The sequence below is a fragment of the Jeotgalicoccus coquinae genome, from assembly GCF_014207425.1.
Classification (GTDB): domain Bacteria; phylum Bacillota; class Bacilli; order Staphylococcales; family Salinicoccaceae; genus Jeotgalicoccus; species Jeotgalicoccus coquinae.
In genome coordinates this window covers 144,642-158,279 of record NZ_JACHFF010000002.1, presented here as the reverse complement: position 1 = coordinate 158,279, position 13,638 = coordinate 144,642, and the positions used below count along the sequence as shown (strand labels likewise).

At 41.6% G+C, this 13,638-nt stretch carries 11 protein-coding genes and 1 pseudogene; 7 read left to right on the top strand and 5 right to left on the bottom strand.

Going from position 1 to position 13,638, the window contains the following annotated elements:
* Nucleotides 1–2 precede the first annotated feature (2 nt).
* Nucleotides 3–1,337 carry a PepSY-associated TM helix domain-containing protein gene (locus tag HNR41_RS07330; RefSeq protein ID WP_184283237.1) on the bottom strand — a complete coding sequence of 445 codons (1,335 nt, stop codon included), beginning with the start codon at nt 1,335–1,337 and terminating at the stop codon, nt 3–5.
* A 132-nt stretch (nt 1,338–1,469) separates the two neighbouring features.
* On the opposite strand from HNR41_RS07330, the gene HNR41_RS07325 reads away from it, so the two are divergent.
* From HNR41_RS07325 to HNR41_RS07305, 5 genes are all read left to right on the top strand, one after another.
* Nucleotides 1,470–2,147 (top strand): response regulator transcription factor, encoded by a 678-nt coding sequence (locus HNR41_RS07325; RefSeq protein WP_184283235.1) that lies wholly within the window; start codon nt 1,470–1,472, stop codon nt 2,145–2,147.
* On the top strand, nt 2,144–3,529 hold the full coding sequence (locus HNR41_RS07320) for a sensor histidine kinase (RefSeq protein WP_184283233.1): 1,386 nt from the start codon (nt 2,144–2,146) through the stop codon (nt 3,527–3,529). Before HNR41_RS07325 ends, HNR41_RS07320 begins: the two co-directional genes overlap by 4 nt.
* Nucleotides 3,530–3,612: 83 nt before the next feature.
* On the top strand, nt 3,613–4,641 hold the full coding sequence (locus HNR41_RS07315; RefSeq protein ID WP_184283231.1) for an ABC transporter permease: 1,029 nt from the start codon (nt 3,613–3,615) through the stop codon (nt 4,639–4,641).
* Nucleotide 4,642: 1 nt separating this feature from the next.
* Nucleotides 4,643–5,323, top strand: coding sequence for an ABC transporter ATP-binding protein (locus HNR41_RS07310; RefSeq protein ID WP_184283229.1), 681 nt, complete (start codon nt 4,643–4,645; stop codon nt 5,321–5,323).
* A 99-nt stretch (nt 5,324–5,422) separates the two neighbouring features.
* Nucleotides 5,423–6,832: a YfcC family protein gene (locus HNR41_RS07305; protein WP_184283227.1), complete on the top strand. Its 1,410-nt coding sequence runs from the start codon at nt 5,423–5,425 to the stop codon at nt 6,830–6,832.
* Nucleotides 6,833–6,880: 48 nt separating this feature from the next.
* On the opposite strand, the gene HNR41_RS07300 is transcribed toward HNR41_RS07305, so the two are convergent.
* On the bottom strand, nt 6,881–7,546 hold the full coding sequence (locus HNR41_RS07300) for an SDR family oxidoreductase (RefSeq protein ID WP_184283225.1): 666 nt from the start codon (nt 7,544–7,546) through the stop codon (nt 6,881–6,883).
* Between the two features lie 36 nt (nt 7,547–7,582).
* Entirely contained in the window at nt 7,583–8,944 is a 1,362-nt protein-coding gene (locus tag HNR41_RS07295) for an aldehyde dehydrogenase (RefSeq protein ID WP_184283223.1), read from the bottom strand.
* A 137-nt stretch (nt 8,945–9,081) separates the two neighbouring features.
* Here HNR41_RS07295 and HNR41_RS07290 point away from each other — a divergent pair.
* Nucleotides 9,082–9,805, top strand: a pseudogene (locus tag HNR41_RS07290) (ABC transporter ATP-binding protein); the annotation flags it as partial.
* A 211-nt stretch (nt 9,806–10,016) separates the two neighbouring features.
* A complete protein-coding gene (locus HNR41_RS07285; protein WP_184283219.1) occupies nt 10,017–11,534 on the top strand; it encodes an ABC transporter permease/substrate-binding protein in 1,518 nt (505 codons plus the stop codon).
* Between the two features lie 82 nt (nt 11,535–11,616).
* On the opposite strand, the gene HNR41_RS07280 is transcribed toward HNR41_RS07285, so the two are convergent.
* Together HNR41_RS07280 and HNR41_RS07275 are read right to left on the bottom strand one after the other, a co-directional pair.
* Nucleotides 11,617–12,459: an aldo/keto reductase gene (locus HNR41_RS07280; protein WP_184283217.1), complete on the bottom strand. Its 843-nt coding sequence runs from the start codon at nt 12,457–12,459 to the stop codon at nt 11,617–11,619.
* Nucleotides 12,460–12,527: 68 nt separating this feature from the next.
* The gene (locus HNR41_RS07275; RefSeq protein ID WP_184283215.1) at nt 12,528–13,631 is read right to left on the bottom strand and encodes a 5,10-methylene-tetrahydrofolate dehydrogenase; all 1,104 of its coding nucleotides are present in this window, start codon (nt 13,629–13,631) and stop codon (nt 12,528–12,530) included.
* Nucleotides 13,632–13,638: the final 7 nt, after the last annotated feature.

Genomic DNA, 13,638 nt, shown 5'->3' with positions numbered 1-13,638 from the left:
CCTTAGTAATTCAGCCAGCGGCGTAATTTATCGTTTTTCCGGATAATCAGTCGGTCCAGAATAAATATTACAATAAGTGATATCCCGACGAGCGGAAAAATAATACCAAGAATAATCAAGGTAATAAAAACGCCTTTGAATTCAGTAATACTTTTCGCTTTCGGTGCACCGCTCCGGCCTTCAGGTTTACGTTTCCACCACATGTAAACACCTGTAATGACCATTCCAATCAACCCGATACAAATAATTAATCCGGCAAGCTGATTGAAGATCCCGAACTCGAGTCCTTTATGAATTGTAATTGCAAGAGCCATTGCTTTACCGAGGGGACCGTAGTTGTCATAACGGTAATCAGCTATAACAGAGCCCGTATGCTGATCAATATGTATCGTCGCTTCATCCTGTGCTTTTGGAGGAAACACAGACAGTGTAAATACGCCTTCCGGTGTACCGGGATAAAAGATATCATACGAGGGATGTATATCAGCCTGTTCAGCTGTTTTGACGACATTATCTATCGATATTTGTTTGAAACCTGAAGAAGAATCAGAATCAGCAACAGGCATTTTTTCGGCGGCCCAGGAAACATCTGCGATGTCTTCGGCAACAATATCTGATTCCGGTGCCGGGCCTGCCCATATGGATGGCGGGTATCCTGTTCCGGAAGCAGTAACGAGCTGTTGTACGCCATTCCCCCAAAAACCTGTCCACAGCATTCCGGACAGCAGGAAGAATAAGAGTCCGCCGGATATCCAAAAGGCAGGTACAGCATGAAGATCCCGCCTTGTAATACGTGCGTTTTTATTGAATCTTACAGTAAATACGCCTTTAATTTTCTCTTTTGTTCCCGGAAACCATAAAAACAAACCGGAAATCAGCATGATAATTGTCCAGCAGGCCACCAGTTCTACGATGCGGTCTCCAAAAGTACCGGCTTTAAGTTCACTGTGAAGTGCGGCAAGAATTTCCATCGGACGGGTGCTGTCGTTTATAATGCCGAGTACTTCCCGGTTGTACGGGTTTAAGAATACAGTGAAAGATTCACCGCTGCTGTCAGTAACTCCCACTTCAACTGACCGGGTATCATTTTCTCCCGGCCGGTATCGTACAACTTCTCCGCCTTCGATACTATTTGCAGCAGTAAAAGCAAGGTCGCTCGGCGGAAGCTGCTTACTTTCAGCTTCAATATTATAATAATCTTTATATATGTATTCTTCGATATCCGCTTTGAACAGGTAAATCGCACCGGTAATCGAAATAATTATAAGAAAAGGAGCGAGAATTAATCCGGCAAATAAATGCCAGCGCCAAATTAATGGCCGAATTTGCTTTTTCATTTTAATATCCCCCAATAAGTAATCTACATGTTAATTATGGACAATACGTATAGTTTTGTATATAAAATGCTGTTAAAGAGTATGTACTTTTGATGATATAATGCGAATAATAACAATTTGAGGAGGAGCGGTATGGAGAGAATATTAGTCGTTGATGACGATCCGAATATTGTAAAATTTTTAACGCTGAATTTAACTGAGTCCGGCTATCGGGTTGCTGCTGCAAACGACGGCAGACAGGCGCTCGAACGCTTAAAAGAATCACCGTGCTCTCTGGCGGTGGTCGACGTAATGATGCCGTATATGGGCGGACTGGAACTGACGAAAGCAATCCGGGAAGAATATGATATTCCTGTAATTATGTTAACGGCGAAAAGTCATATTGATGATAAAGCAGAGGGCTTTAAAGCAGGCACGGATGACTATCTCGTCAAACCGTTCGAACCTAAAGAACTGATTTTCAGAATAGAGGCACTGCTGCGCCGTTATAAAGCAGAAGGACCATCTGATGCTATACGTATCGGCAATGTCAGCATTTATCCTGAAAACTATACTGTCGAAATTGAAGATAAAACATATATGCTGCCGTTAAAAGAATTCGAACTGCTGCAGCTGCTGGCTGATCATCCGGGCCAGGTTTTTTCAAGAGAGCAGCTGATTGAGCAGATATGGGGCGTATTTTATGAAGGAGACGAGCGTACTGTCGACGTTCATATTAAGCGGCTCAGAACTCGTTTTACAAAATTGACATCAGATTTTTCGATTAAAACAGTACGCGGCGTCGGCTATTTCCTGGAGCCGCAGCAATGAAATCATTATACGTAAAATTTGTCGTTATGACGCTCGGCATAATGATACTTAGTTTCTTTATCGCTTTTGTCGTATCAAATGCTTATTACCAATACAATTTAAAAGACAGCAATGATGAAAAAAATACAGAGATTGCGACGGAAGTCGCCTCATTTATAGAAGCTAATCCCAAAGTCAGTCTGGAAGAATACTTAACAACGATTGCGGATGCAGGCTATCAGATGTATTTAGCTGACGGTAATAATAATGAACAATTTTTTGGAGCAGATTTTAATAATCACAATCTTTCATCGGATGTTGTCGGCAGTGTGCTTAACGGCAAAATATATCACGGCATGGCAAATTTTGAAGCGGAAATATTTGTGACCGGTTTTTTTGCCAATGAGCTGAGTAATACTATCGGTGTACCGGTTGAACACGACGGCATATCATATGCATTATTCATGCGTCCGGATATCAATCTTTTATTTAACGAGATGCATCTTCTATTTGGGCTTTTATTTATGCTGACTGTTATTTTAAGTATCGTACTGGTATTTATCAGTGCGCATTTCCTGATTAAGCCGGTGACGAAACTCAGTGAAGCGACGAAACTGCTTGCTGCAGGCGACTACTCAGTGCATGACCTCGATACGAACCGCAGAGATGAACTCGGCGAGCTGTCGTCTAACTTTGCCAGAATGTCAAGACAGATTGAATACAGCGATAAAATTCAGAAAGACTTTATTTCTAATATCTCTCACGATATTCAATCTCCGCTGTCGAGTATTAAAGGCTACAACAAGCTGTTGAATAAACCGCTCACGGCAGCAGAACGCAGTGAATATACGGAAACAGTGGATTTTGAAATAGACAGGCTGTCGACGATGACAGAACAGCTGCTTATTTTATCTTCCATTGATCATGAAGATTATTTGCTCCGGAAGGAATCTTATAATTTAAGAGAACAGCTGGAACGTCTGATTAAAGTATACGAATGGAAGATTAACGAAAAAGGTCTGATGCTGTCGCATAAACTTCAGGATACTGAAATTATGGCGGACAAAGCATTGATGAACACGGTATGGGATAATCTGCTGTCGAACGCTGTTAAATATAACGGCGATGCGGGAAGCATCGATATAGAGATGACCCGCTATAAAGCACATACTGTAATCAGAATCAGTGATACCGGTGAAGGTATTGATACTGTAAGCATCGATAAAATATTCGACAGATTTTACCGCGTGGATACTGCGCGTACGAGCAGTGTCGGCGGCACGGGCCTCGGCCTGTCCATCGTTAAAAAGATTCTTGAACTGCATAACGGTTCAATTAATGTCAGAAGCAGCGAAAACGGCACTGTATTTACAGTCAGACTGCCGGTTGATACAGAAGAATAATATTTTTTCCTCCTCGTTCACAGTGAGTTCATATTCCGTATGTAGAGTATGACTTACAGATGATTTACGAGGAGGATTTTTTAATGAAAATGGCATGGAAAGAAATGAAGAAGTACAAACTGCGTTACACGATTCTCGGATCGATTATATTTTTAATCAGTCTTTTAACATTAAGTATCTCGGGACTGGCGAATGGTTTATCACAGGACAACGCAGCATTAATTAAAAATATGCCGGACGGTACGTTTTATATGGAAGAGAGTGCAGAAGAGAATCACAGTTTCTCGGCACTGGCAGATGAGCAGATCGAAGAACTTAAAGATATTGACCCGGATGTGACATTATTCTCAATTCAAATGGGTGAGTTCCAGGATAATGAAGATAAAAAACACAGTCTGGCATATGTGAGCGCTGAAGACGCGGAAATGTTCCCGGAAACAGCTCCCGGTGAAATTGTAGTGGATCAGTCATTCCAGGAAGAAGGATTTGAAATAGGAGATACTGTTTCAACAAGCCTGATGGACAAAGACCTGACCATTACAGGATTTGCTGAACAGGAAAAATACAGTCACTCACCGGTTGGATTTATTAACAGTGAAGATTTCTTTGAGATGTACAAAACGGATACATTCCAGCTGGCATTTACTGAAACGGCAGGAGAGCCGGTCGATGAACTTTCACACTTTAATAACGGAGACTTTTTAAATACCATTCCAAGCTACAGCGCGGAACAGATGTCACTGAACATGATTATTATATTCCTTTACGTAATCAGCGGAATGTTATTTGCAATATTCTTCTATATGATTAACGTCCAGAAACTCGGTACTTTCGGTATTTTAAAAGCAATCGGCGTGAAAACATTTACGCTGTTTAAGATGATGTGGGCCCAGATGTTTATCATCACAATTATTTCGCTGCTGTCAGCGGCGGGTATCAGCCAGTTATTCAATATGTTTGCACCAAGCGGTATGCCGTTTCATTTAACAGCGGGTATGGTGCTGCTGTCATCAGGTGCATTCATGATTATCGGTTTCATTGGTGCAACGCTGTCAGGTATTCAGATTAAACAGGTAGAACCGATGCAGGCAATTAACCAGGGAGGCGCATAAAATGAGTTTATTCCAATTGGAAGATATAAAGAAAGAATTTAAACACGGCAGTACGAAAGAGCAGATTTTAAAAGGTATCAATCTTGAGCTGAAAAGGGGAGAACTGACTGCACTGGTCGGTGCGTCCGGCTCGGGTAAAAGTACGCTTTTAACAATTGCGGCGGGGCTGCAGGATTTAAGCAGCGGCTCAATTACATTCGGCGGGCAGAACATGTCGGCAATGAATGCCGAAGGAATACGTGAAATCAGAGCGAAATATTTCGGTTTTGTCTTTCAGCACGCTCACCTTGTACCATTCCTTACTGTAAGAGAACAGCTGGAGCTGATGCTTGATACTGCTGAGACAAAATGGTCTAAAAAATCGAGAGCAGCACGTATTGAAGATGCTCTGAAGACTGTCGATATGTGGAATCACAAAGACAGCTACCCTGAAAGTTTATCGGGCGGGGAAAAACAACGTGTGGCTATTGCCCGTGCAATTATCCATGAGCCTGAAATACTGTTTGCCGATGAACCGACGGCAAGTCTTGATTCAAAACGATCCATCGAAGTAATGGAATTAATCGAAAAACTTGCACGCGAATTAAATATTACAGTGCTGATGGTTACTCATGATAACGATATGCTGGAATACGCAGAACGTATTGTGGAGATGAAAGACGGGAAAATTATCGAATCTTAGAAAAGATGGGTCATAGACCCATCTTTTTTTATCCATCTTAGCACTTTTAGACAGCGTTTATATGAGTTACAATGAAAAATAAAAAAGGGGAGTTTACATATGAGCAGCGATCAGAAAAAGAAAAACGGATTTAAAATGCCGCATATCTATGTAATTTTATTTGTATTCGGTATCGTTGCAGCAGCTGCAACTTATTTAATTCCGGCTGGTGAATTCGACCGTGTTGAATTGGAAAATGGCCGTGCAGCAGTAGACCCGGAATCATTTACATACCTTGAATCATCTCCTACAGGCATAACTGAATTTATAACAGCAATTCCGCGCGGACTTGTCGATGCCGGTGAAGTGGTATTCTTCACGCTGATTATCGGGGGTATGTTCATGGTGCTGCGTGAGAGCGGCATTATAGAAATCGCTGTTGATAAAATGGCGCGTAAATTTTCGAAGAAAAGTATTCTGGTTATTCCGGTACTGATTACAGTCTTTGCATCTATCGCAACACTGATTGGTACTGCGGAATTATCCCTCGTATATATCCCGGTAATTATTCCGTTAATTATCGCGCTTGGATATGACTCGATGACCGCCGCCGCAGTCGCACTCTGCGGAACGGTAATCGGTTATACAGTCGGGGTGTTAAATCCGGTAAATACAGGGCTTGCACAGACAATTTCTGAAATCCCGACGTTCTCAGGACTCGGTTTCAGACTGGTATTATTCTTTATCGTTCTTGCAGTAACGATTCTGTTCGTAATGCGCTATGCACGAAAAGTACAGAAAAATCCGGAAGCGAGTCTCGTTTATGAAGAAGATGCACAAAAGCGCAGCGAATATACTTCAATCGGCGACCAGGAGCCGCTGAAAGCGACAGGACGCCAGATTGCCGGAGCATTAATGGTATTGGTATTCTTTGGTATTTTAATCTTCGGCGTAATACAGCTCGACTGGTTTATGATTGAAATGGCAGGACTGTTCATTATTATGGGTATTACCGTCGGTCTTGTGTCGGGACTGAATTTAACGCGAATCAGCGAAGCATTTACTAAAGGCTTCAGAGAAGTATTGATGGGTGCAATTATCGTCGGACTGGCACGTTCCATTGCTGTTATTCTTGAAGACGGACAGGTCATGGATACGATTGTTAACGGACTTGGAAGTATGGTCGGTGAACTGCCGCCGGTACTTGCTGCAGCAGGTATGTACTTTGTACAGTTAATTATTAACTTCGTTATTCCGTCAGGATCAGGTCAGGCATTAGTAACAATGCCGATTATGGCGCCGCTCGCTGATATGGTAAATGTTACACGCCAGACAGCGGTGCTTGCGTTCCAGCTTGGAGATGGATTTGCACACGTACTGTATCCGACAAGCGGATACTTTATGGCTGCACTGGCACTTGCAGGAGTGGAATGGCATAAGTGGATTAAATTCTTCTTCCCGCTGTTCTTAATCTTCATGTTTATTTCTTTAGGTGCATTAACAATTGCACAAATTACAGGATGGTCATAAAAATATAGAAAGGCAGAAATCCAATCGGATTTCTGCCTTTCTATATCATTATTTATTGTTAAAGTTTTTAACTGCTTCGGCTGCAGCAGTGCTGCCATCCAATACCTGAAGTTCTTTGCCGCGGTTGTCTTTATTCGTAACCACTTCGTAAAGGACGTGTGCCACGTTTTCACGTGCAACATCTTTAATACCGTCAAAGTATAAATCGATGTCGACTTTACCTGAACCGGCTTCATCAGTCAGTATACCCGGGTGAACAATTGTGTGAGTCAGTCCTGAGTTTCTTAAGTGGACATCTGCATGATGCTTCGCAATCGTATACGGCTTAAGCTGTTCTGCTTCCGGGGTATCGAATGCCTCTCTTCTGGAATCCCATGTTGATACCATAACGAAATGCTCAACGCCGGCCTGTTTACTGGCATCAATTGCTTTGACTGCACCGTCAAGGTCAACGATAATCGTCTGGTCTGCACCAGTGCTGCCGCCTGATCCTACGGAAAAGACAACCTGTTCAAAGTCTGTCATTTTCTCTGCCATTTCTTCAATAGAATCATTCGCAACATCGATTAACAGTGCTTTAACATCTTTATTTTTAAGAGCCGAAGCCTGTTCTTCTATACGCACACCTGCTGTAAAATCCACTTTATTGTCTTTCAGCTGCTGTACAAGGTGTGTTCCAACCCCGCCGTTTGCTCCGATTACTAAAATACTCATTTGCATACACTCCTTATATTTGTTGTTATGTTCAGTCTAACTTAAAAACTTTCTGAATAGCTTGGTTTTTGCTTCGTTGAATGGTGCATAGCGCACCGGGATATCAATTGCGGTGCTGTTTTTTACGACACTCTTTTTATGAGTAAATGTATCGAAAGAATATTTACCGTGATAATGTCCCATGCCGCTGGCACCGACGCCGCCAAACGGCATGTCATGATGTGACAGATGCATCAGTGTATCATTCACACAGCCGCCGCCGAAGGACAGTCTGGACAGCAGTGTATCGGTATTGCGTTCATTTTCAGAGAAGATATAGAATGCAAGCGGTTTAGGAAGTGTCTGCTGATGCACAATCAGATCTTGAAGATTATCATACGTAATGATTGGCAGTATGGGTCCGAAGATTTCTTCTTCCATGGATGGCGAATCAAATGTGCTGTCGGGAATCAGTGCCGGTGCAATTTTTTGTTCATGTGCATTTAAGCTGCCGCCAAGCACCATTTCATTCTCGAGCAGACCTGATAAGCGTTTAAAGTGCTTTTCATTAATAATTTTAGGATAGTCATCTCTGTGGACCGCATTGCTGTAGCGCTCTTCAATTTCAGCAAGCATCCGGTCGATAAACTCCTGCTTCTTTGAACTGTGAATAATCACATGGTCGGGTGCGACGCATGTCTGTCCGGCGTTAACGAATTTACCCCAGGCGATACGTTTAACTGCAACATCGATATTTGCAGTTTCATCGACTACAGCAGGACTCTTACCGCCGAGTTCCAGTGTGACAGGTGTAAGTGTTTTGCTCGCTATACTCATAATTTCCTTGCCGACATTCGTACTGCCTGTAAAGAAAATATAGTCGTACTGCTGCTCATTCACTTCATCATGAGGTGTGTCCGCGGGTGCACAGTATACATACTCATCGCTGAAAGTATAATTTAATATCTTTTCGATAATCGCAGCTGTATGCGGACTTGTTTCGGAAGGTTTAACGATTGCGCAGTTACCGCCTGCAATTGCACCGATTAAAGGCATCATCGTTAAATTAAATGGATAGTTCCACGGAGATAAAATAAGTACGACTCCGTATGGATCACGGTATATATAGTTCTTCGCCGGGAAGCTCATCATTGAACCTGAAACTTTTTCAGGCGAACTCCAGCTTCGTAAATTTTTAATGACGTAATCAAATTCTTTATAAACAATACCAAGTTCTGTCATATAAGCTTCAGCTTTGGATTTTCCAAGGTCTTTATAGACAGCCTCCAGAATCATTTTCTCGTTGGTCTGAATGGCACTTTTCAGTTTCTTTAACTGACGAATGCGGAAACTGACGGATTTTGTATGATTCTTATAGAAATATTCGCGTTGTTTTTCAACTTTAGACTGTATCGACATGAATAATCTCCTCTCAAAAAATATATTGTAATATACGCTGTTCCCTATTTAAATTTCATCTGAATAGGGTATATATCATTATTCCCTATTTTAATACATATAATGATTTACTTAAAATAATGAGGAGCGGATAATATATGATTGAATTTAAAAATGTGACGAAGCGCTACGGCAGTAAAACAGCTGTCGGGGATGCGAGCTTCGATGTTGAGGAAGGGGAGTTCTTCGTTTTAATCGGACCGTCGGGAAGCGGCAAGACAACAACGCTTAAAATGATTAACAGACTGATTCCATTAACCGAAGGATATATTTATTTTAAAGACAAGCCGGTGAGTGACTACGAAGTATATGAAATGCGCTGGGATATCGGCTATGTACTGCAGCAGATTGCATTGTTTCCGCACATGACAATCGGTGAAAATATTGCACAGGTTCCGCAGATGAAAAAGTGGAAAGAAAAAGATATCGATAACAGAATCGATGAACTGATGACGATGGTGGGACTTGATCCGGATACATATAAGAACCGCAAGCCGGGAGAACTGTCCGGCGGTCAGCAGCAACGGGTCGGTGTAGTCCGTGCACTTGCGGCGGATCCTCCCGTTATCTTAATGGATGAACCGTTCAGTGCACTGGATCCAATCACAAGAGAGAGTCTGCAGGATGATCTTATTTCACTGCAGAAAGAAATCAGGAAGACAATAGTATTTGTGACGCACGATATTAAAGAAGCAATGAAACTCGGCGACCGTATCTGCCTGTTTAACGAAGGACGGATTGAACAGATTGGTACACCTGAAGAATTCTTAACACACCCTAAAAATGATTTCGTTAAAGAATTTATCGGCTCAAATAAAGATAAAAGTATTACAGTAGGTGAATTCGTCAGCATGAACAGCGGATCGGCTGAACACGGAAATTATCCGCTGGTTGACGAAGACGCAATGATTGAAGAAGCATTTAAAATATTTGCTGAACATGACACTGTAGCTGTGATAACAGACGCGGGATATAAGCTCCTGAACAGACAGGATGTCTTCAGGCACTTATCAGAGAAACGTGGTGACAGTGCATGACGACATTTTTAGAAACGCTTAATTCACGTAAAGGTGAGCTGCTGGCAACGTTGATCGAACATATTCAAATATCGTTTATTGCACTGCTGATTGCAGCAGTTATCGGTATACCGCTGGGCGTTATTCTAACGAAGACGAAACGGACTGCTGAAATAGTTATTAACGTCGCAGCAGTACTGCAGACGATACCGTCACTGGCACTGCTGGGCTTAATGATACCGCTTTTTGGTATCGGTGTGGTGCCGGCGATAATCGCCCTCGTTATATATGCGTTACTGCCGATACTGAGAAATACTTATACGGGAATTGCAGAAGTGGATTCCTCCCTTGTTGAAGCGGCACGGGGTATCGGGATGAAACCGATGAGACGACTGTTAAAAGTAGAAATGCCGATCGCCATGCCGGTTATTATGGCCGGTGTACGCACTGCGATGGTCCTGATTATCGGTACCGCAACACTTGCTGCATTAATCGGTGCCGGCGGTCTTGGTGATTTAATACTACTCGGTATTGACCGTAACAACACGCACCTGATTTTAATCGGTGCAATACCTGCAGCACTGCTGGCGATACTGTTCGATGTGGTTTTAAGAGTCATTCAAAATCTGTCATATAAAAAAGCAATTACACTGGTCGGTACGATCTTTATCGTTATATTGCTTGTGGCAGTTGCACCGCTGTTAACAAACCGCGGAGACAGTATGACGATTGCAGGAAAGCTTGGAGCAGAACCGTCGATTATTACGAATATGTATAAAATCCTGATTGAAGTAGAAACGGATTATAACGTTAAAGTGGAAGACGGTCTCGGTAAAACATCCTTTCTGTTTAATGCTCTGGAGTCGGATGATATCGACGGTTATCTTGAATTTACAGGAACAGTTCTGGGTGAACTTGTGAATATGCCGCCTGAATCAAATGAAGCTGATAAAGTCTATGAACAGGCGAATGCGGCACTCGATGAACAATTTGGCATGACGATGCTTGAGCCGATGGCATTTAACAACACATATACACTTGCTGTAAAGAGAGACTTTGCAGAAGAACACGGTCTGGAAACCATCGGAGATCTCAGAAAGATTGAAGATATCGTGAAACCGGGCTTCACAATGGAGTTTAATGACAGAACCGAAGACGGCTATCCTGCAATCCGGGAAACCTATAACTTAAATTTCAGTGATGCTGTAACGATGGAACCGCAGCTTCGCTATCAGGCAATTGAAACAGGAGATATTAACCTGATGGACGCTTACGCAACAGATGCAGAACTGCGTGAATACGATATGGTAATACTGGAAGATACCGAAGCAGTGTTCCCGCCGTATCAAGGTGCACCGATGTTTAAACAGGAATTTCTTGATGAGCATCCGGAAATAGTAGAGCCGTTAAATAAACTGGCAGGTATGATTACGGATGAAGAAATGCAGGACATGAACTACCGTGTTTCTGTAGAGGACGAAAGCCCGTATGATGTTGCAGAAGAATATTTAGAAGAAAATAATTTGCTGGAATAAAAATAAGCACTTTATCCTGAGCTCTTTAAGAGAAAAAGGATAAGGTGCTTTTTAAATACTTATTTAATTAAAATATCGTAAATTAAAATTCTTCATACTCATTAGGGTTCTGGTTATCGATACGTCCTTCTTCCTGAGTAAGAGAATCAATTTTCTGCATTTCGGTCTCTGTAAGTTCGAAGTCAAAAATATTTAAGTTTGCCAGCTGATGTTTGGAGCTGGATGCTTTTGGTATTGAAAGCACGCCGTGCTGATAATGCCAGCGGAGAATAACTTGAGCAATTTCTTTATTTTTACTTTCGGCTAATTGTTTTAGTGTTTCATCATAGATAACTGTTCTTGCTCTGGATAACGGACTCCATGCTTCAGTAATAATGCCGTGTTCCTTATTAAACTCTCTCACTTCTTTTTGATTAAAGTAAGGATGTAATTCAATTTGATTCACAGCTGGTTTTACTCCAGTTTCATCGATGAGACGATTAATATGTGCGGGTTCAAAATTTGATACTCCGATTGAGCGGACATAGCCATTTTTCTGAGCCTGGATTAATGCTTTCCATGCTTCTGTGTATTTATCCTGCTTAGGGTTCGGCCAATGTAAGAGGAATAAATCAAAGTACTCCAATCCTGTACGGAACAGTGATTCTTCAATTGCAGCAAGTGCCCTGTCGTAATCATAAAGTCCACCGCGCAATTTTGAAGTCACGAAAATTTCTTCCCTCGGTATCGAACTGCGTCGGATACCTTCACCGACGGCGCCTTCATTTTCATAGCGAATGGCAGTATCGATTAAACGATAGCCGTTTTTCAGTGCATTTTCAACGCTCTCTGCGCCGTTTTTTCCTATGACACTGGATGTGCCGAAGCCGACAGCTGGTATTTTGTATCCATCGTGCATTTGATGAACAGGAATATTATTTGACATTACACTCATCCTTTTCTGAAATTAACATCATTGTATTGTTTACCACTCTTTAAATTATTAAAACAAAACTATGACTCTTCATTTTCTTCTTCATTTTCCTGATACCTCAGTCGCTGACGGTAACCGTAAGTACTTTCCTGAATAACCTGCTTATCCTGGAAGCCGGCACCAATCGCTCCAGCAACTGTCGTTAGAGAGGCTGCAAACCAGGCAAGCTCCAGATAAAATCTTACACCGATATGCTCAGCCTGAATAGATTTTGCAATAAAATCAGGAGGCAGTAATATTACCCCGGCAGCTAAGAATAGAAGGTACAGTAATAAATAGTAAAATAACAGAGATATAAACAGCGTCAGCAATGTGGTGCTGTTATAAAGAGAGATAAGTTTTTTACTTTCACCTTCTGTAAATTGTTCCCATAAATCATGAGAAATGATAATCCAGAACAGCATGCCAAAGATCGATAAGACTGAAATTGCAACTAAACGCCAAGTGGGAAACAGATAACTCAGATTCCACATGGTCGAAAAAATGATACCGAATGCACCGGTGGCAAATGCAATCGATGTAACACCGCTTAAACTCTGCATCATATTGTAGGGATTATTTGCAAAAGTCATTCCGCTGACCAATCTGAAAGTGCCGCCAATTTTAGATTTCATATGAAATAGAAGATGTTCTGTTTTTGAATCTTCGAAAAAGTCTTCTGAGAGTTCCAGTTTTGATAATGTGAACATACTTTTTAATTCACGGTATTCCTCTTCAATATCAGTGTCATTATTATTGCTTTTGTTAATAATTCTTAATGTATTAATAATTGCAGTTTTTATTCTTTTCTTCAGGGGGCGCCATCCAAATGCCGGAATAGATATCATCGCGACGTCATCAGAATTATCGATGTCTATAATCACAGCTTTATCTTTATAAAATAACGGTAAATCAGTAATGCTGATTAAAAAATCCCAGTCATTTTCACGCAGATATTCATCTGTTTTTGAATAAATTTTACTGTTGAACTCTGTTTCGCCGGTCAAAGGGTCGACGACAGTATCAATTTCCCAGTCATCACTGCTTGATATTTTGTCTCTTAAATCTTCAGCCAGATCATCTTTTATTTTATTGATGATATTTTTAGCCGGTCCCGGTGCTACGATTATCCCTAAACGAATCATAATTTCC